Annotated in this window: 21 protein-coding genes; 7 read left to right on the forward strand and 14 right to left on the reverse strand. The window is 37.1% G+C overall.

Going from position 1 to position 20551, the window contains the following annotated elements:
* Positions 1–75: 75 nt before the first annotated feature.
* On the reverse strand, positions 76–771 hold the full coding sequence (locus tag ACQ334_RS02395; protein ID WP_430986560.1) for a response regulator transcription factor: 696 nt from the start codon (positions 769–771) through the stop codon (positions 76–78).
* Positions 768–2267 (reverse strand): sensor histidine kinase, encoded by a 1500-nt coding sequence (locus ACQ334_RS02400; RefSeq protein ID WP_430986561.1) that lies wholly within the window; start codon positions 2265–2267, stop codon positions 768–770. The genes ACQ334_RS02395 and ACQ334_RS02400 overlap by 4 nt, the downstream gene beginning before the upstream one ends.
* 124 nt (positions 2268–2391) lie before the next feature.
* Between ACQ334_RS02400 and ACQ334_RS02405 the strand changes: the two genes are divergently transcribed.
* Positions 2392–3609, forward strand: a complete 1218-nt coding sequence (locus ACQ334_RS02405; protein ID WP_430986562.1) for a redoxin domain-containing protein — start codon at positions 2392–2394, stop codon at positions 3607–3609.
* Here the strand turns inward: ACQ334_RS02405 and ACQ334_RS02410 are convergent.
* From ACQ334_RS02410 to ACQ334_RS02455, 10 genes are all read right to left on the reverse strand, one after another.
* A complete protein-coding gene (locus tag ACQ334_RS02410) occupies positions 3606–4034 on the reverse strand; it encodes a hypothetical protein (RefSeq protein ID WP_430986563.1) in 429 nt (142 codons plus the stop codon). The two genes, ACQ334_RS02405 and ACQ334_RS02410, sit on opposite strands and share 4 nt — an antisense overlap.
* On the reverse strand, positions 4031–4333 hold the full coding sequence (locus ACQ334_RS02415; RefSeq protein ID WP_430986564.1) for a hypothetical protein: 303 nt from the start codon (positions 4331–4333) through the stop codon (positions 4031–4033). The genes ACQ334_RS02410 and ACQ334_RS02415 overlap by 4 nt, the downstream gene beginning before the upstream one ends.
* Positions 4334–4564, reverse strand: a complete 231-nt coding sequence (locus tag ACQ334_RS02420) for a hypothetical protein (RefSeq protein WP_430986565.1) — start codon at positions 4562–4564, stop codon at positions 4334–4336.
* A gap of 45 nt (positions 4565–4609) precedes the next feature.
* The gene (lysA, locus tag ACQ334_RS02425; protein ID WP_430986566.1) at positions 4610–5818 is read right to left on the reverse strand and encodes a diaminopimelate decarboxylase; all 1209 of its coding nucleotides are present in this window, start codon (positions 5816–5818) and stop codon (positions 4610–4612) included.
* Positions 5819–5928: 110 nt separating this feature from the next.
* Complete coding sequence (scpB, locus tag ACQ334_RS02430; protein ID WP_430986567.1) at positions 5929–6693, reverse strand: SMC-Scp complex subunit ScpB; 765 nt, start codon at positions 6691–6693, stop codon at positions 5929–5931.
* An 87-nt stretch (positions 6694–6780) separates the two neighbouring features.
* Entirely contained in the window at positions 6781–7662 is an 882-nt protein-coding gene (gene atpG / locus ACQ334_RS02435) for an ATP synthase F1 subunit gamma (protein WP_430986568.1), read from the reverse strand.
* A gap of 278 nt (positions 7663–7940) precedes the next feature.
* The gene (locus ACQ334_RS02440) at positions 7941–8945 is read right to left on the reverse strand and encodes a helix-turn-helix domain-containing protein (protein WP_430986569.1); all 1005 of its coding nucleotides are present in this window, start codon (positions 8943–8945) and stop codon (positions 7941–7943) included.
* Positions 8946–9112: 167 nt separating this feature from the next.
* A complete protein-coding gene (locus ACQ334_RS02445; RefSeq protein ID WP_430986570.1) occupies positions 9113–11905 on the reverse strand; it encodes an outer membrane beta-barrel protein in 2793 nt (930 codons plus the stop codon).
* A gap of 178 nt (positions 11906–12083) precedes the next feature.
* Positions 12084–12512, reverse strand: coding sequence for a tetratricopeptide repeat protein (locus ACQ334_RS02450; RefSeq protein WP_430986571.1), 429 nt, complete (start codon positions 12510–12512; stop codon positions 12084–12086).
* Positions 12513–12892: 380 nt separating this feature from the next.
* Positions 12893–13303, reverse strand: coding sequence for a hypothetical protein (locus tag ACQ334_RS02455; protein WP_430986572.1), 411 nt, complete (start codon positions 13301–13303; stop codon positions 12893–12895).
* A 160-nt stretch (positions 13304–13463) separates the two neighbouring features.
* Here ACQ334_RS02455 and ACQ334_RS02460 point away from each other — a divergent pair, with 160 nt between their 5' ends.
* The 5 genes from ACQ334_RS02460 to ACQ334_RS02480 all read left to right on the forward strand — a co-directional run bounded on the left by ACQ334_RS02460 (position 13464) and on the right by ACQ334_RS02480 (position 15613).
* Positions 13464–13838 (forward strand): helix-turn-helix domain-containing protein, encoded by a 375-nt coding sequence (locus tag ACQ334_RS02460; protein WP_430986573.1) that lies wholly within the window; start codon positions 13464–13466, stop codon positions 13836–13838.
* Positions 13839–13931: 93 nt separating this feature from the next.
* A complete protein-coding gene (locus tag ACQ334_RS02465; protein ID WP_430986574.1) occupies positions 13932–14081 on the forward strand; it encodes a hypothetical protein in 150 nt (49 codons plus the stop codon).
* Positions 14078–14224 (forward strand): hypothetical protein, encoded by a 147-nt coding sequence (locus tag ACQ334_RS02470; protein ID WP_430986575.1) that lies wholly within the window; start codon positions 14078–14080, stop codon positions 14222–14224. Before ACQ334_RS02465 ends, ACQ334_RS02470 begins: the two co-directional genes overlap by 4 nt.
* Entirely contained in the window at positions 14224–14535 is a 312-nt protein-coding gene (locus ACQ334_RS02475) for a hypothetical protein (protein WP_430986576.1), read from the forward strand. Before ACQ334_RS02470 ends, ACQ334_RS02475 begins: the two co-directional genes overlap by 1 nt.
* Before the next feature lie 4 nt (positions 14536–14539).
* Entirely contained in the window at positions 14540–15613 is a 1074-nt protein-coding gene (locus ACQ334_RS02480; protein WP_430986577.1) for an MFS transporter, read from the forward strand.
* On the opposite strand, the gene ACQ334_RS02485 is transcribed toward ACQ334_RS02480, so the two are convergent.
* Together ACQ334_RS02485 and ACQ334_RS02490 are read right to left on the reverse strand one after the other, a co-directional pair.
* Complete coding sequence (locus ACQ334_RS02485) at positions 15601–16194, reverse strand: DUF6992 family protein (protein ID WP_430986578.1); 594 nt, start codon at positions 16192–16194, stop codon at positions 15601–15603. The two genes, ACQ334_RS02480 and ACQ334_RS02485, sit on opposite strands and share 13 nt — an antisense overlap.
* A 40-nt stretch (positions 16195–16234) precedes the next feature.
* Positions 16235–16939, reverse strand: coding sequence for a hypothetical protein (locus tag ACQ334_RS02490; RefSeq protein ID WP_430986579.1), 705 nt, complete (start codon positions 16937–16939; stop codon positions 16235–16237).
* Positions 16940–17201: 262 nt separating this feature from the next.
* On the opposite strand from ACQ334_RS02490, the gene secA reads away from it, so the two are divergent.
* Positions 17202–20528 carry a preprotein translocase subunit SecA gene (gene secA / locus ACQ334_RS02495; RefSeq protein ID WP_430986580.1) on the forward strand — a complete coding sequence of 1109 codons (3327 nt, stop codon included), beginning with the start codon at positions 17202–17204 and terminating at the stop codon, positions 20526–20528.
* Positions 20529–20551: the final 23 nt, after the last annotated feature.

Raw genomic sequence — 20551 nt, forward strand, 5'->3', positions numbered from 1 at the left:
AAGAATTTTTGGATTCTGCAATAGTGGGGAGAAATATTTTTAGTTAAAGGTTGTATAAAACTAGCTAACGGTTGCTTAAGAAGATACCAGCTTATAACCTTTACCTCTTACATTAATGATAACCACTGATGGATCGGCGCTTAAATATTTTCTTAGTTTGGAAATGAATACATCCAGGCTTCGGCCGGAAAAATAATCATCGTTGCCCCAAAGTTTCATCAGCAGGGTTTTCCTGTCAAGCATCTGGTTCCTGTTAAGCACCAGTATTTGTAAAATTTCTGCTTCACGTGAAGTAAGGTTACGGTTAATGCCCGCCTGGCTTAATATTCCTGCAGGGTAATAAAAACTGTATTTGCCTATTTCAATGCTTTGCTGTAGAGTGGTCTCTTTTTTAATGAGCAAACGGTTACTGGTAAGCAGTGCCTGGATACGCACTATAAGTTCGGCTATGCTGAATGGTTTTTTCAGGTAATCGTTTCCGCCTTTTTCAAAACCATTTACTACATCTTCGGGGCGGGAACGGGAGGTTAGAAATAAGATCGGGGTTTCTATATCGGTGGATCGTATCTTAACAGCCATATCAAAACCATCACCATCGGGCAGCATTACATCCAGTACAATAATGTGTGGCTTTACAGCATAATATTGTTTAAATGCAGTGGCAGCATCTGCGGCATGTACTACAGTAAAACCTTTATGCTGCAGGCTTTCGCTCACAATCTCTGCCAGTGCAGGCTCATCTTCCACCAGTAATACAATTGTATTTTTCATATCGGCCATGCTAATGAAACTACAGAACCCTGCCCGGGCTTACTTTTTAATAAATACCACCCGCCATGCAGGTCTACAATGCTTTTTACATAATTCAATCCCAGTCCGTAACCTTTTACCAAACGTGTATGCTCCGTTTTTACACGGTAAAACTTATCAAACACAAAGGGTATTTCTTTTTGAGCAATACCTGTGCCGTTATCGGCAATGGAAAGCACAAGGAAGTTATCTTTTACAATACAATCAATAGTTATTGTTACGGGATTGCCGGAGTATTTTATGGCATTATCTATCACATTATTCACGGCATGATGAAACTGTACCTTATCTCCCTTAATAAGATCTACGCCAGTGTTATTGCTGAAAGAAAAATGAATTGGTTTTACAGCAGCAACCAGGTGCGATTGAATGATCATTTGCACGGCTTCTTCTATATTGATCTGTACAGGCTTTAACTCCACTGTACTGTTTTCATAAATGGAGATATTCAACAATTGATCTACAAGGCCGGACAAGCGTTGCAACTCATTTTTTGAATGTATGAGATAGCGGTTTGTTTTTTCTTTGTCTTCCAGTACATCAAAATCAGCTAATGCTTCCACGGCAGCCGATACGGTGGCAATGGGTGTTTTAAATTCGTGTGTGATATTATTGATGAAATCATTTTTAATGGCAGACAGCCTTTTTTCCCTGAACCACATTTTAAACAGTAAAAACATACTTGCCAGTACACAAAGAATAAGTAAAATAGAACTGATAAAAATAAACTTCATTTTACCGATGATATAAGCCGAAGGGTTAACAAACATTGCCCTTACATAATGGCTATCGTCAACTAACTTATAAGTGGGATACGATTTTGTGATGACGGGAAATTTTGCAAGCAATGCTTTAGGAAAATTGTTTTGGTTCATTGTGCTGTCATCCTGCTTTAAATAAAATTGAAAGGGTACAGTAATATCTCTTTGTAAAAGATAATGAGTGAGCACCGGCCTTAATCTTGTTGTATCAAAATTGTACTGCTTCACTTTCTCATCCATAAAACTACCGAGGTTTTGTGTACGATACCATACCATATGGCTTTCCAGGTCGTGTGTGCGGAGCGATTCTGTAAATCTGATGGCTATATTTTTTTTAAGTATGATGTCATTATCAACAATTGGGGCGTTTATGCCATGTAGAGAAAATGACCACTTGTCTTTTGCATTATGTTTATTACTGACGGTGTACTGGTAAGTAACGCTATCCTTTTTACGCTCGCTGGTTATTTCAAATTCGGTAGTGTCCATTAATTTATCTACTATCAATTGTGTAATAGTATCGCAGCGAAGGCTGAATTCTTTTCTTACAGCATCCTCAAATGCAAGGTTCACTTCTTTTTCAAAACCTGCTTTATGTACAGCGTAATAATTTTTTATCCAGTAAAACTGTAATGTAAGCAAACCGGCAATGGCCAACGTGCAAAATAGTATTAAAAGCCTGGCATGTCTTTGCATATTATCAAAAGTAGAAAATATAATACTGGTAATAAGTACGATAACATAAAATAACATTCCTTAACACAGCGGATAACATTTTATACAAAAGAATAGGCAGAGTTTTGAATGATAAATATAAAATATGAAAAAAGCCCTTACAGTTGTGCTACTCTTTATCAGTTCGTACAGTTTTTCACAAGTTGACCTGTTAAAAGCCGGTGACAGATTACCTGACCTTATTATAAAAAATATCATCAATGCACCAGTAAAACAATTGGAGGTGAACGATACCCAAAATGAGAAAGTGATAATCCTGAATTTTTGGGGCACCTGGTGCAGCCCCTGCATTCCGGAGATGGATAATTTGGCAAAACTGCAGCAAGCGAATGCAAAAAATATACAGGTGATCGGTATTTCTAACGATCTGCCGGAAAGATTGCGAAAATACCTTATCACAAAACCATCAATGCTATGGCTGGCAACAGATACCAGTTATTTTTTGTACCAGTTATTTGGTTTTGCTTCGGTTGGGCATAGTGCTATTATTGGTGCTGATAAAAAAATAATTGCGTTGGTGAACACTGATTCTGTAGATCAAAAAATGATAAATAAAATATTGAAAGGGGAGAAGGTTTTATCGAGTGCAAATATTAAAGAGCCTGCCATCAATACAGCAGAAGACCCGTTTGGAATAGATTCTTTAACCGATCACAGTTTTACCATAAGAGGATATATGTACGGTGTGCAAACGATGAGTAAAACACCGAATGAAGGCCCTTATGCATACAGGCGCATAAGTTTTTTTAATCTTTGTATTTCAGAAATATGCCGGGATGCTTTTGATATTCATTCGCCAAAACAAATGATCTATGAAATTGATAAAAAGCAACTTTGCAATTTTGATGATAAGAAGAGTTTGTATTGCGTTGACATAGTAGTGAAGCCCGGGGATAAAGATAGCCTGCTGCCACTGCTGCAACAAAAATTAATAACTGCTTTACCTTTTGCAATTAGAACAGAATATCGCAACATGCCAGTGTATATTTTAAAACAGAAAGAAGGCGTTGCTTTAAACATGCCTGTTTCAACTGCTGCAAGATCTTCTTACGGGTTTAGCGGTAATGGTTATGAAGGAACCGCAGTACTGGTGACAGATTTTGCAAAGAATTATTTAACTAATGAATTGCAGATGCCGGTAATTGATGAAACAGGTTTAACAGCACGTTATGATATAAAAACAGTAAATGAATTAAGAACAGCGCAGAACACAATTGCAGCAGTTGAAAAACTGGGATTGGTATTGGAAAAATCTGAACGACAAGTAAAAGTTATTGTAATGGGGGCTAAGAAAATTGATTAATCTAGTTTAACCACTTCCACATTATAAGTGCCGTTGGTAATAGAAGAAGAAGTTTGTTGCGTATAAGATCTTCCGGATGTAGCAATGATCTTTACATGAATTTCGAGGTTGGAAGGAAAGTCAATTTTATTTTCGTTGCGGATCACTTTGTCCAGTTTTAGAGTATAAGAGCAGTTATCCTGCCAGGTAATGCTGAAACGTACCACAGCTTTCAGCGATTCACTGGATTCAGTCTGGTAACCACCTCTGCGTTCTGCAATGGTTACCACACCCACTCTTGTATCTGCAATTCTGAATTTGCCTTCTTTAAATTTAAAGCAATCTGCTGTTTGGCTGAATGCAGTGGTTGCAGATAAAAAAAGGAGGGCCAGGGCGAAGCTTATTTTAAACATTCTTAAATATGGGGTCTTGTGATTCAGTTTCATGGCTTTCTAAATCGTTTATCAGGGTGTCGGTAACTGCAATGAACAGAATAAATAATCACCGTATCTTCTTCTACCTCATACACAATTTGATATGGAAAGCTTTTTAGCATAACATCACGGATTATATGTTGGCCATCAATAAAACCATAATATTGAGGGTGATTCCTTATTTCGTTATACCTATCCAGTACTTCTGCTAAAAAACGATCACCTAATCCTGCTTGTATTTTTTCATAATGTTCATAGGCCCCGGCTGCATCTTCTGCTGCAGCTTGTAATGTTACTAAACGATAAGCCATTTACAATTTATTTTGACGAACGAAATTCATGAATTCTTCAGTAGTAAGCGTTTGTGCATTGCCACTTTTATATTCGTTCCGGCGGGTATATATTTCCGCAAGCTCTTCGGTATTATATTCGTAGTTTGTATTTATGCTGTCTTTTAGCACCAGGTAGATGGCTTCAAGTTTTTTTTCGTCTGCGGTATCAATATACTCATGCAGGGCTTCTTTTATTTGTACTGCTTGCATAATGATTTTGTTTACATCAAATTTACTTAATTTTTCGCAGAGATGCTAAAGCACCTGGTTACCCAGTATATCCTCAAATGTATCTCTTTTTCTTATCAGTGTTGCCTTGCCATCTTTTATTAAAACCTCAGCCGGTTTGTAGCGGCTGTTGAAATTAGAGGACATTTCGAAACCATAAGCACCGGCGTTTTTAAATACCAGCAAATCACCTTCTCTTATTGCAGCAATTTTTCTATCCCAGGCAAAAGTGTCGGTTTCGCAGATATTACCCGTTACGGCATAATGCTTTTCTTCGCCGGTTGGGTTGCTGATATTTTCTATCTGGTGATACGCATCATAAAACATAGGGCGTATCAGGTGGTTGAAGCCGGTATTCAATCCAACAAAAGTGGTATTGGTATTTTCTTTCATCACATTTACTTCGGCAACCAGGTAACCCGATGCACTCACTAAAAATTTACCCGGTTCAAACCAAACCTGCAAATGTTTACCATTGGGGTTGGGGTGATTGGCAAATGCTTCATTTACTTTTTGTGCCAGCAAAGGCATATCGGTTTCTGCGTCGCCTTTTTTATAGGGCACTTTAAAACCACCCCCCAGATCAATTGATGATAATTCTTTGAATTGAGGAATGATGTCGAACAACACTTCAATACCTTTTACAAACACATCTACATCTTTAATGTCGCTGCCCGTATGGATGTGGAGATTCTGAATGAACAAATCATCTTGCGCTACCAATGCCATGATTTTATCTAACTGGTCGATAGGGATACCGAATTTACTTTTATCATGCCCGGTAGAAATTTTTATGTTACCACCCGCCATAATGTTGGGGCGTAAGCGAATACCAACAGGGTAACTATGCCCAAATTTTTGCCCGAATTTTTCCAGGTTGCTCAGGCTGTCGATATTAATATTCACGCCTAAACTTTGTGCTTCTTCTATCTCACTGAAATGAATACCATTGCTGGTGTATAAAACATTGCCCGGTTCAAAACCAGCCAGCAAAGCCAGTTTTACTTCGTTGATAGAACTGCAGTCTACATTACAGCCAATGCTTTTAATGTGTTTTAAAATATTGATATTGGTGAGTGCCTTGCAGGCATAAAAAAACTTAGTATCAGTTTGTGCAAATGCGGTGGTAAGGCGCTGGTATTGTGCGGTAATATTATCCGCATTATAAACATACAAAGGCGTACCAAACTCCTGTGCAGCGGCAATTAATTGTTCGTTGGATAATTGTTGTGACATTTTGCGAATTTACGAAGGAATGGAACACGGATGACAGGATCAGATGGATTTACACCGATAAAAAAAGGCATGAATCATTTCATGCCTTTTTTTAAATTGTTACAATATTTTTAGCCTTCGTTTTCTTCTTTATCAGCATCTGGCTTTTCTTCAATAATTTCTCCCTCTTCAGTAACGGCTAAAACAGTTTCTTCTTCTGTTTCGGCAACTACAATTTCTTCTTCAACAACCGCCTCTCTTTCCATTGGGGTACCATGAGCAACATCAGATTCGTATTCCAGTTGTTCATTCTTAGCTTCAATTACATTGGTAGCATTCACCAATTCTTCCATCATCACTTCACTTATCTTGGGCAGGTCATCTGCACTGTTGATACCAAAATAATCCATAAAAGATTTTGAAGTAGAGTAGATCAATGGCTGGCCCACTGCATCTTCTTTTCTTCCTGATATTACCACTAAATCTTTCTCTAATAATTTTTGTACAGCATAATCGCAGTTCACCCCACGGATAGCTTCCATTTCGCTTTTGGTGATGGGTTGCTTATAAGCAATGATAGCCAATGTTTCCAAAGCTGCTGTAGAAAGACGTTTTAAAAATTTATCGCCGTTTAATAAAGCAACTGTTTTATAATATTCCTTCTTGGTTAAGAATTGTAAACCACCACCAATTTCTCTTAATTCAAAAGCATAAAACTCCGCACTGTATTTTTCTCTTATGCCATCAAGTGCTGCATCAATCTGTTCGCTGGTAGCCCGGTCTTCAATAAAGCCTAAAGCATTATTCAACAGGTCCACCAGTTCCAGCCTGGTCAATGGTTTATCACTTGCAAAAACCAATGCTTCTATATGAGGTATAATCTGAGAAAGCTCCATTTTGATTGTAGATTTTAGATTTATGATTTATGATTTAAATTGCGCTGTTAAATCGGCAATCTAAAATCTAAAATCACAAATCGTTTTTTATCCGTTCAATGCTGCTGCGCCACTTACAATTTCTGTAAGCTCTGTAGTAATAGCAGCCTGCCTTGCCCTGTTATAACTGATCTTTAATGATTTTAATAATTCGTTGGCATTTTCACTGGCTTTATCCATCGCCGTCATCCTTGCACCATGCTCACTGGCATTCCCGTCAAGTATAGCTTTGTATAATTGCGTATTTAAAATCTTAGGCATCAGCTCGGCAATCAATACTTCTTTGTTAGGTTCAAAAATGAAATCTGCATTTTTTTGTCCTGCTGCTTTTTCAACTTTTGATACCGGTAAAAATGGTTCTGCAATAAAACGTTGCGTAGCAGCATTTTTAAATTCGCTGAAAATTAATTCCACTGCATCTACTTCTTTGTTAGCAAAAGCATCCATAGCATATTTTGCAGCAGCCTGTACTTTATCAAAGCTTAAGCCGGTAAAAATATCCCAGTATTTATCTACTACTTTAAAACCATTCTTAGTAAAGTGTTCATATCCTTTTTTACCAATAGGCAATACCTGTACATTTCCTTTTGCCTGTTGCTGAGGGTATTTATCTTTAATAACCTGTTTGGCTAATTTAATCAGGTTACTGTTGTAACCACCGCACAAACCCCTGTCGCTGGTAACCAACATAATTAAAACTTTTTCTACCGGCCTTTCAGCAGCTAATGCCACTTTTACGTCACCATCGCTGTTGCTTACAATATTGCTCAGCATTTCCTGCAATTTGTGTGCATAAGGACGCATTTGTGTAATGGCATCCTGTGCACGGCGCAATTTTGCCGCACTCACCATTTTCATGGCTTTGGTAATCTGCTGTGTGCTCTGCACACTTTTAATTCTGTTACGTACCTCTTTTAATGCACCTGACATATTGAAATAATTAGAAAATTAACGCTTGGTTTTCGGGTGGCAAAGGTAGGGCAAAACGGGCAAAAACAAACACCCTTTATTGAAATGAAAAAAGCCCGGGTAATCGGGCTTTTCATTGTGGTTTCATGGGACATTATCGAATTATTTGCTGTAATCGGGGGTTTTACCAGTTTTTCAGGATAGTGGACTTTAAATTGGCTTTAGAGGTAAAATTAAAAGAAACCTTTATGGTTCTTGTTTTGAATGCGGCTTTATAGTAGCCGTATTAGCTATTTTTTCTATAATATTTCCTGTATTTCGCTGGGCAGATAGCTGAACTCTTTTTTAAATGCCACAGAAAAATTACTCAGGTTCTGATAGCCCAGCATGGCACCTACCTGAGAAATATTATGTTTGCGGGAGCCCAGCAATTCCTTTGCTTTATGCATCCGGTTTTTTTGGTAATATTGATAAATGGCCATACCATAGGCTTTTTTAAACAACTTTTTCAGTTTGCTTTTGCTCATATAGGCCGTTTTGGCCAGCGCTTCAATAGAAGGAAAATCGGCAGAGAAATTTTTTAATAGCAGGTGTTCTACTTTTACTATGGCCTGAAAATCTTTCAGGTTAGCAAATTCAGGCATATTAGTTAAGCCTCTATGGCAAAGCCGGGTAAGAAATTGTTCTGTTAACCGCAATACCCTGCTTTTAATAAAAAGGCCGGGCAGCAGACTTTGTTCTGAACTAATAAAAATATCATTTAAAACTTTGCGTTGTTTGGCACTGATGAAATCGGTAATGCAATCTTTTTGTTTTATCATTTCCAATTTCTCTGGTGTAAGATCTTTTATGTTTTCTTTTAACCAGGCTTCAGATAGCTGAACAGATAATCCTTTTACAATGGTGCCTTTTTTTAATCGTAAATGTTGAGGGGTTAAACTGTTGGTCATTAAGGCAATACTGTAATATTTGTCATTACTTTCTATGATTGTACTACCCGTTTTGCAGTATACTTTTTCATCAAACTGTATCTCGTAAAAATAGAGCATCAGGTGCAGTTCGTTGGCGGCAGTACGCATGCATTCAAGGTCTGTATGGAGTGTGTAGTTTACAATCCGGTAAGATAAACCGGGTTCAACATTTTTGGCTTTTGCATACCCTGCAGCAAAGTTTTTGGGATATTCTATCCGGTCGGCAAGTGTTATTGCTTTAATATGGTTGCCAAAATCGGTTACCCATTTTTCATAATCCTCCTGGTAATAATTGAAGACCAATGGATTAGTCCCAAGATTTAGCGCATTCATAAAAGATAAGTTTGTAATGTATGCTCTCAAGATGGAAGGCTATAGGAAATGGTTGCAACAGCAATCAACTAATTTAGACACAGGCCTGACCGAAAAAGACAAACGGGGAATATTGTATAATTTTCTTTATACAATATTCCCCGTTTGTGTATTTATTACAATAGCCTTTAAAACATTCTCATGGCAGGCCCTCCCATAGAACGCATATTGCCACCTTGTGCCGCCTGGCCCACAAATTTTTGAATGCGGTAAGTGAAAGTTAATAAAAAGTAACGGGTTAATTTATTAGTACGGGTATCAGTGATGGAACTACCATATATACTGCGGCTGATATTGGTATTCTGTTTAAAAAGATCGTACGCCGCAAATTTTATAATACCATTTTTCTTTTTAAATAATTGTTGCTCTAATGAGGCATTCATTAAAACAGGATTTTGGCTAACGCTGTTGGCAAGGCCATTGTTCATCGTATAATCAAGATCATATTTCAATACCAGTCTTTTGGTGGCATTCACATTAATGTTGTTGGTCAGCGTCCAGGCATTACTGCTGCTGTTTACAAAAGTGGTAGGTTTATCCGAAGTGCTTTTATATTTCACATCATTTAAGCTGTAGTTAACGCCACTTCCTAATTGTAACCATTCCTTTAAATTATATTCAAAACCAAAGCCCTGGCTAAGTACCCAGTTTTGCCCGATTGTTTTAATATCATCAGTAAGGTTGATATTATGATTAAAGTTAGCCGAACCATTCAGGCTGAAAACATATTTGCGGTTTTTAAATGGTTTTGAAAAATTATAGAAACCTGTAAGATTGTAATAACCATTTACATTTTGGGGAAGGCTGGTTCTGTAACCTGTACTTTTATTAATAATGCTGTTATTGATGATCTGGTTTTTAATAGTGCTGAAATTAAGGGCAGTAAATAATACTTTGCCCGTGATCAGGTTAAAACTGTTGTAGGTTAAATTGATATTTTGAGTAATCGATGGTTTTAAGTTGGGGTTGCCAATAACAACATTTTGAATATTAGTGGAATCTACAACCGGCTGCAATTGAGTAAACGTAGGCTGAGTAGCATTGCCACTATAAGTAGCATTAATAGCTTTTGTACGACTGAAATTATATACCAAACGTGCAATAGGAAAAATGTTTACCCTGGTAATGGATTTATAAGCACTGTCTTTGGTAATTGATTTTCCCTGCAGATCAACCGGCTGCACACTTACACCTAAAGTGTAATTGTATTTTTTCATAGTAGTTCTCAGCGAAAGGCCGATACGGTTATTATAAAAATCGTTTTCATAATCATTACTTAAAAGGCCGTTCATTGTTTTAAACTGGGTAAGCGAATCTACATTGTAGGTTTTCTTGTCGTTTCGGGCATAGTTTAAATTATGAGAATAAGAAAGATCTAAACTGCGGTATTTATTAATAGGTTCGGAGTAAGTAAAACGTACACCATAATTATGGTTATCATTTTGCTGATCGATGTATTGAAAAATATTTTTGGGGCCGATAAAAGGCCCCTGGTAATAATAACTCAGGTTAGTTGCATCCTGTGTAGAGTTGCTGCTTGAATTACCCAAACTTCCGCTGGCTGAAAAATTTCGGCCACGTTTCCTGAATTTGTGGTTGTACAAAACATTTACACTAAGATTGGGTGATTTTGAATCACTTAAATTTTTATTGCTTCCATCAGTTGTTTTACCGCTACCGGTTTTAGTGTTATTGAAAACAGTATTGCTGTTACCATCGCTGTTGCTGTAGCTAAAATTGGGCGTAACTTTTAAATAATTGAAGGAATCAATCTGGTATTCTACATTAAAAGTTGCCCGGTGACTGCCGCCAGTAGTTAAGGAATTAGCATCCTGCTGATTAATGAATGTACCATTGGCAGAATTATTTTGCGAAGAGATACTTTGTAACTGGCTGGTATTTCTATGGCTGTAACTATAACTGCCATAAACACTCACTCTTTTACCCCATTGGTCCCTGTAGTTGAGGCCGGTAGAATTAGTAGCAGTAATGCCTGAATTGCCACCGCCGCCAAACTGGCTCATATCTATTCCTCCGCCACCACCCATTGCTATCATACTGCTCATGCCGCGGTTGCCGCCACCGCCAAAATTAAATAAAGAGGCATTGGTATTATTACTGTTACCTACAAGAGATATCTGTGTGTTGTTATTAAAGTAATTACCGTTGAAAGAACCCAGGTACCGGTCTTGCGTACCTGCACCTACAGTAGCCCGGCCAAAAAATCCTTTATTCTTATCTTTTTTAAGCTGTATGTTGATCACCTTATCAGGGTCACCATCTTTAATGCCACTCACCGTTGCCTGGTCGCCGTAATCATCAATTACCTGTATTTTGTCTACAATATTGGCAGGTAATTCTTTGGTAGCAGTTTTAAGATCGCCGCCAAAAAAATCTTTACCATTTACTTTTACCCTGGTAACACTTTTGCCTTGTGCTTTTACATTACCATCTTTATCTACATCTATACCAGGTAATTTTTTCAGCAGGTCTTCCACCACTGCGCCTTCCTTGGTTTTAAAAGCATCGGCACGGTATTCAACGGTATCTTCTTTTACAATTATTGGGGCAGATTCTACAATCACTTCATCCAGCAATTTGGCACGGCTGGCTAAAACAACAGTACCAATACTGATGGTTTTTTCCTGTTGCTTTACAGGAACAAATTTTGCAACCGGCGCAAAACCACTATTGGTAATGATCACAGAAAAATTTGAGGCGGGTACCACATCAAAATTAAACTCGCCCTTGTCGTTGGTAAAAGTATAAGTGGTATCAGTGGGGTTGGTTTTAATAACCAGGCCTACAACGGCTTTGTCTATTGGTTTTTTTGAGGCAGAGTCAATTACAGTACCCTTTACCTGGGCTTTTGCAGCAAATATGCCTACTGTTAAACACAAACTAAGTACAAGTCTTCTCATAAAAAAGTTATGGTATTACGAAAAATTTCGTGTAAAAGTAATGCCCCAAACTTTATTTCAGTCTTTTTTTTTATAAGTGGTAAGCAGTTTATAAAATGATTAACAAATGTAAAGGCTGGTATAAACAAACAATCTGTTTGTTTATACCAGCCTTTGATGTTGAGAAATCATTAAAAAACTAATTGGAAATCGGAGCAGGAGCATTTTTAATTTGATCTTCAATCTCCTGTTTCCTATTCTGCATTATAGAAATAATATCATTCCAACGCTTGTCATTATGTAACGAGGTAAATGACTTGTTCGCTTGAAGTTCTTCATAATCAGTATAAGGGCTTTTTTTTGCGATACGATATAATTGATAAAAAGCGCTATCATTATTATTCAATAAAGCCCAACAAGATGCTGATTTCAGCCTGTCTTTTACTTTCCCCATATTACTATTGGCATTAAATGCTTTAGAATAATAGTTTGCCGCTTCTAAATATTGTTTGTTATTATAAGAGATATCTGCTTTTTGAATAAATGCAGAATAGTCAGTACCACCATTTTGAGCAAAGCTGACTATACTTATTAGAAGAATAAAGGCTGTAATAATATGTTTTTTCATCTGTTTAAAAATCAGGTTAAAATATTTTAATATAATTTTTCACATTTTTTTTACTACGGAAATCATAGCTTTCCGCAACTTTTTTTAATGCTAATGAAACACTATCCCAATATTTCTTATTAGCAACACTATCTTTGTATTTATTGTAAATTGTAGTGTCTATTGAATTTTTTTCTACACAATAAAAGGATTTATTAATAGACGGTAAATTCTTTTTTTGAAAAATAACTGGGGAAGAGTCGTGTTGAGATATAATAGTTTGTAGAAAAATTACAACTATTATACTTGACTTTAATGTTGTTGAAATAAACATGATATTTTCATTTAAACCTACAATGATAATTTGAATTGTCTTTTATAGGGGGTATAAAAGTTAATAATTAATACGCCGTACTCCACCATGCTGTTAAAATTTCTCCTGTTTCACAATCGTACAAACACCACCATTGAGAAAGTACAGGAAGTATAAATTTGGGCAACTGATTGACAGTACAGAGTGATTTTTTTTCATTCTTATCCAAACAGTATGTTTCCTCAGAATTCCAACCTCCAAGGCAAACACTAGACGCCAATTCACCATGTTTTTTTAATATGAAGTTAATGATTTTTGCTTTCGCAGGATCTTTTGTTGATTCCTTAAGCCAGTTATCCATTTTTTCTTTTGTAGTTACTTGAAAAATATTTTTTCCTACGTATACTTTAGACTCATGCAGAGTTGGTTCAGTATTATTAGATTTAAATGAAGAAAAACTAATAAAAGAAATAATTAATGCCAATGCAGTCAGTTTCATAATTTAATTTTTTATTTTGCCTTTACTTTGAAAGTGGAGAAAGGCTTAGCCAGTTTTGTTAAAATTGAAATTATATAGTAATGAAATGATGTGTAGAAAATTTAGTTATTATGTTATTAAAGTATTTTAATACTTTAGCAATACCCAAATCACTAACACTATGGCAACAGCAGGAGCAAAAATTAAAAAGCTCAGGGAAATTCGTAACTATAGCCAAAGCTATATGGCTGCAAAACTTGGTATTTCTCAAACACAGTACAGTTATTTAGAGAATAAGCAAAAGCACATACCCGATGAGGATATTAAAACCATAATTGCCTTATTGGATATTACAGCTGCTTATTTTGAAAATTTTGAACCCGCCCTTATCATTGAAGATGGAACTTCTATAAAGGAAAAATTATTACTACAGGATTTTACAGGCAAAAATAATAGCTCCGAAAAAGAAGCATACCTGGATCTGATTGCAAGGTTAAAAGAAGAACTTACTGAATTAAAAAAACAAATTTCCTTTTTGAAAAGTAACCAGAAATAAATGCACGCCATAACAACTTCAAATCTTTTATCCGTGTAAATGGGTATTGCCATTTTGATGATTTAGCATTAGTTTCACCGGTAAATGTAAAAGATGAAACAGTATTTCCTGGATGTGGTGGAGGAACCCTGGCTGCAAAGAAATGGCAGGGATATTATTGTACTCACCATAATGGCTTTAGTAGCTATTGCAGCCATTGTGGGTATTTTTATGTGGATCAAAAAAAGAAGAAAAGCCAAATGAAAATACTCCTTACTTTATTAGATGGTCCTAACCTGGGAGTAATGGCTGCTTTGTCTTTTGTATTTATCATTCTTCCGGCAGCAGCTTTAATATTGCTGATCTGGGTTTTTATTAAGCGGAAGAATAAAAACAAAAACAAATAATGGGAGCCTGGTTTTATTTTGCAGTAACATTAGTGATTGAGTTACCTATTGTATTATTTTTTTTTAAAAAGGAGAGAAAATTTGCTTTGCTGATCGGGTTTCTATTAAATCTTTTTACCTGGCCGGTATTGCATATTTTACTTTTTTACACCAGCATCAATATTAATATTTTAGAAATTGGCGTAGCCATAACAGAAAGCATCGGCTACTATTTATTAATGCAATGCAGCTGGAAAAAGGCACTGGCACTCGGTTTTATGGCAAACGCCATGAGCTATGGGATAGGATTGATACTGAATAATTATATATAGATAAATGCTGACAAAACATCAACCATCAACTGTCAACTATCAACCTGCCCTCTGGGGTTTACTCCACGGCCTCAACGATTTTGCTGCAGGCTTTATACTTGCCAGCTATACCTATCATCATAATGCTTCCAATAGTTTTTTATTTATCGTTATTTATTCTATCATTGGTTTTGGCGGTCAGCTACCTGTTGGTTTTTGGTTAGATTATACAAAACAAATCAAACCATTTGCAGCAGCTTCGCTTATTTTATTACCGGCATCAATGCTGTTGTTTTTTATTAATGCAGAAACGGGCATTATTTTCTCGGGTATTGCATCTGCCTTTGTACATGTAACCGGCGGGGCTGTATGTTTACAAGTGCATGAAAATAAAACAGGTCCACTGGCATTGTTTACAGCACCTGGGGTTTTGGGCTTAACTATCGGTGGCGCTTTGGGAATGTTTTCAATGTATAGTTTGTGTTTTGTGATAGTTGCTATTATAATAGTTGGTATAATGATCTGGAAAAATAATTTACCGGTCTATGAAACACCAGAAAAAAAGCAAAGCGAACTGGATGCACACGATTTTATCATGCTGAGTATTTTACTCATCATGTGTTTCCGCTCTTTTATTTTTGATATCATCAATCATGTGGCACATGATTATGAAAATGGTATTCTTATTATTGGCATCAGTGCATTCCTCGGAAAAATAATCGGTGGTTTTGTAGCTGATAAAATGGGCTGGAAAAAATTTGTGTATATCACACTACCCATTGCATTGTTGCTGTTTCAATTTGGTAAAGAGAATGTTTACGCACTGGCGTTTGGTATTGCCTGTTTGCAAAGCAGCGTACCTATAACACTATTGTTAATGAGCAGGAGCCTGCCATTATATCCTGCAACAGCCACGGCTTTAAGCCTGGGTACATCTGTAGCTTTAGCCGGCTTGCCGGTTTATTTAATCAGCGAAAAAAAAATTATAATCAACGGTTTCAATAATAGCTGGCTAACAGCCATTGTATTTATTATTTTACCAGCAGTAGCAGTAATTTTATTTTTTGTAATGAATAAAAAACGATTTCAAAAAGTATAAATAATTGCCGCTTCTGCACCGGTTCCTGTTACCTGTAATTTGTTGGTAAAATTGTTCAGTTGCTTACCGTGTTGACGATGTACTAAATACATGGCGAGGTCAAACAAAAATAAAAAGCTGCCATTAACCATCACAGCGTTTCCGTAACCTGTTAATCTTGAAGGATCTGTTTTGCGCCTGCTTCTTTCTTTTAACAAAGCACCTCCGGTTACATAAGCCACATCAAGCCCGGCATTAAATAAAAATGTTTTCTCAGTTTTATTTTGGTGTTTTAATACATCCGTTAAATTACTATTGGTAAAACTGCTTTTTCTTGCATGCAAATAACCAATCGTGGCAAGGGAAAGATTAAATCCGTTCCATATAATATTCATCTCATTAAAATAATGAGCTTCTCTATTGCTGCTATTTAAGGCTATTGTACTTACCAGCATATTTGCAGCAGCCCAACTTCCTAAAACAGTCATGCCTGTTTTATCGGCGGCAACACGTTTTTTTTCAAAAGATAATAATGTTGTGTTTTGTGCGCCAACAACGTAAGCGATTATAAAAAAACAGAAGGATAAAAATATTTTCTTCATAGCCAGGTTTTGTTACCTAACATACGAAGTAAAAATAGGTTTAGTTGTTAAGTTGGATAGTTACAGGTTTTAAAGCATAACTGATCGTTATCTTTCCACCTTCGGCAGTACTTTGTTGTAGCGGAATGCTGCGGTATAAAGTTGCTTCCAGTGTTAATGTCTTGGTTTTTTGGCGTTTCAATTCTTTAGTAGGTATCACAATAGCATTGCTTTTATCTGCAGCGTTATGTGTTACACTAAAGCTACTATCGGTATTATTGGTACTTACTTCAATATAATCATCACCTTGCAAGGTTGTAGTTTCAAAATTCAGGTTAAAAGATTGTTTTTTAGAAATGGTGGCCGGTACATTTACCAGTTTAAAATTATCGAATGCAAAATCATTTTCCAGTTTTTTATTGTCGGTAGTGGTGAAAGTAAGTGTGTGTTTGCCCACAAAATTTGCGGCAGGTTTATAAGTCCTGTAATAAGCCCCTCCGCCGGCACTACTGTCTACAGGTAACTTTTCTCCGTCAAATTGCACCTGGCTGGGGCTATTTAATACCAGCGTTGTGCCATTCTTGCCGGCAAACCTGAACTGGCAATATATTTCTGTATTAGTATTACCTTCAGTATAACTGATAGAATATCCCTGGTAAATTTTATCCTGCGCCACATCTTTACTATCGCCTATTTCGTTGCTGCTGCAGGCTGTTAATGCAAAAACAACTGCAATTAAAACGGGTGCTGGTTTACTTTTAAACATATCGGTGAATTTTTGCTTTATGCCCTGTTTTATAAAAAAGTTAGTTAACAAAACCCTAAACCACTGAACTCTAAACCCCTCAACTGCTAAACCTCTAAACTCAAAACCTCCAAACCCAAACTATTTGCTACCTTTGCCACCCTCATTAAACCGGGGACAATTGCTGTCAATTTGGCTTTAATTCTGTTTTCAGCACCATATTTGACAACACAATAATCTTTATAATTAATTATTTATACAATACCCAACAACACTGAATTTTATGTTAGGCATTATTTCAAAACTATTTGGCGGCAGTAAGAGTGAGAAAGACGTAAAAAAAATTACCCCACAGGTAGATAAGATCAATGGTTTTTTTGCGCAATACCAATCATTAAGTAATGATGAATTGCGTGGCAAAACTGCTGAATTTAAACAGCGCATCGCTGCTCATCTTACTGTAATCGACAAAACCATTGCCGATAAAAAACAGGCGGCAGAAGAATTGCCCGTTGCAGAAATCAACAACAGGGATATCATCTACAAAGAAATAGATGAACTGAAAAAAACAAGAGATAAGCAGATTGAAGAAATTCTGGAGCAATTATTACCCGAAGCTTTTGCTGTAGTAAAAGAAACCAGCCGTCGCTTTAAAGAAAATGAAACACTGGAAAGTACAGCTACTGATTTAGACAGGGATTTAGCGGTAAAAAAAGACCAGGTAACAATAGCCGGCGATAAAGCTATTCATAAAAATACGTGGACAGCCGGTGGTGGCGCAGTAACCTGGAACATGGTGCATTACGATGTGCAGCTGATAGGTGGTACGGTATTGCACTCCGGTAAAATTGCCGAAATGGCAACGGGTGAAGGTAAAACGCTGGTAAGTACTTTGCCAGCCTACCTGAATGCGTTGGCAGGCGAGGGTGTACATATAGTAACCGTAAATGATTATCTGGCAAGAAGGGATAGTGAATGGAACGGGCCAATTTTTGAATGGCTGGGCTTACGTGTGGATTGTATTGATAAACATGAACCTAATACTGATGCAAGGCGCAACGCCTACAATGCCGATATTACGTATGGTACTAACAACGAATTTGGTTTTGATTACCTGAGGGATAATATGGTGCATACACCCGATGAAATGGTGCAGCGCAAACCACACTTTGCCATGGTGGATGAGGTGGATAGTGTATTGATCGATGATGCCCGTACACCTTTGATCATTAGTGGCCCTGTTGGCCATAGCGATAATACCCAACAGTTTTTTGATCTTAAACCACGTATTGAAAAACTATTAGACGCACAACGTAAAGCGGTTAACCAATACCTGATTGAAGCCAAGAAAAAAATTGGTGAAGGTAATGATGATCCTAAAGATGGCGGCCTGGCTTTGATGAGAGCACATCGTGGTTTACCAAAGAATGGTGCATTGATTAAATTTTTAAGTGAACCAGGTATAAGGGTAAAATTGCAGAAGAGTGAAAACTACTATTTAGCCGACCAGCAAAAACAAATGCCTAAGGTTGACGAAGAATTATTTTTTAATATCGACGAAAAAAATAACCAGGTAGATCTTACTGATAAAGGCATTCAATTAATTACAAGAGCAGGAGAAGATCCCAATTTCTTTATCGTTCCGGATATCTCTACCAAATTAGCTGATATTGAAAAAAGTGATGTTAGTGCCGAGGATAAATTACACAGCAAAGAAGCATTACTGAATGATTACTCTGTAAAAGTTGATCGTATACATACTGTACAGCAATTATTAAAAGCCTACACTTTATTTGATAAAGATGTGGAGTATGTAATTATTGATGATGCGGTAAAAATTGTAGATGAACAAACAGGCCGTATTATGGAAGGCCGTCGTTACAGTGATGGCTTGCACCAGGCACTGGAAGCAAAAGAAAATGTAAAGATCGAAGCATCTACTCAAACCTACGCAACCGTTACTTTACAGAATTACTTCCGTATGTATCACAAACTTTGTGGTATGACCGGTACTGCCGAAACAGAAGCAGCAGAATTGTGGAGCATTTATAAATTAGATGTGGTAACCATTCCTACTAACGTAAAGGCTATACGAAAAGATGAACAGGACCTGGTGTATAAAACCAAGCGTGAAAAATATAAAGCTGTAATTGATGCCATTGAAAAATTACGTATAGAAGGAAGGCCTTGTTTAGTGGGTACCACATCAGTGGAAGTGAGTGAATTGCTGGCGAGGATGCTGAAACAAAAAAATATTCCACATAATGTATTGAATGCAAAACAACATGCCAAGGAAGCACAAGTGGTTGCCGAAGCAGGTTTTGCAGGTGCTGTTACTATTGCTACTAACATGGCCGGTCGTGGTACCGATATTAAATTAGGCCCCGGCGTTAAAGAAGCAGGTGGTTTGGCAATATTAGGTACGGAGCGTCACGAAAGCCGTCGTGTAGACAGGCAGTTGCGTGGCCGTGCAGGCCGCCAGGGTGATCCGGGTAGCAGTCAGTTCTTTGTAAGTTTAGAAGATGACCTTATGCGTATGTTTGGCAGCGAACGTATTGCAGGATTAATGGACAGGATGGGGTACAAGGAAGGTGAAGTGATTCAGCACAGCATGATCTCTAAATCAATTGAAAGAGCACAGAAAAAAGTTGAGGAAAATAACTTTGGTATAAGGAAACGGTTGCTGGAATATGATGATGTAATGAATAAGCAGCGTAATGTGGTGTATGGCAAACGTAACCATGCATTGTTTGGAGAACGTTTAGCGCTTGACCTGGATAATGCATTTTATTCTGTTGCAGATGGTTTGATCAATTCATTTAAAGAAGGCAATGATCATGATGGTTTTAAATTAGCTGCTATTGTAAACTTTGGTATTGATACCACTATTACTGCAGAAGAATTAGGTAAGGATGATGCTAACAGCTTAACTGAACGTTTGTACACTGAGGCGATAACACAATACCGCCGTAAAACAGATGCAATGATTGAGCAGACTTTGCCCATCATTAAAAACATACGTAAAGAACAAGGCACGCATATTGAAAATGTACAGGTACCGTTTACAGATGGTAAAAAAGGTATACAGGCATTAGCAAACCTCGATAAATATTTGGCCAGCAACGGAAGGGAATTGAATGATGCCCTGGAACGCAGCATCACTTTAGCTTTAATTGATGATGCATGGAAAGAGCATTTACGAGCTATGGATGACCTGCGACACAGTGTACAGACCGCCGGCTACGAACAAAAAGACCCATTGGTGATATATAAGATAGAAGCCTTTAGTGCATTTAAGCAAATGGATGATGAGGTGAATAAAAATATCGTAAGCTTCCTTTGCCATTGCGGTATACCAATGGAACAACAACAGCCGGGTAATTTAAGAGAAGGTCGTGAACAAAAGACTGACCTTAGTAAAATGCGTGCTAACAAAGCAGAGATTGATGCAGCAGGTGAAGATTATGCAGCTAATGAAAAAGATTATTACGATCCTTCTGAAGGCGTGAAGCAAGCACCGGTAAAAGTAGAGAAAATGCCGGGCCGTAATGATCAATGTCCATGTGGTAGTGGCAAGAAATATAAAAACTGTCACGGTAAAGAGGCATAGATTTCTTTAAGTAATATTAATTG

Origin of the sequence: Ferruginibacter sp. SUN106 (assembly GCF_050611765.1) — a bacterium.
In the GTDB taxonomy this organism is placed as follows: domain Bacteria; phylum Bacteroidota; class Bacteroidia; order Chitinophagales; family Chitinophagaceae; genus Ferruginibacter.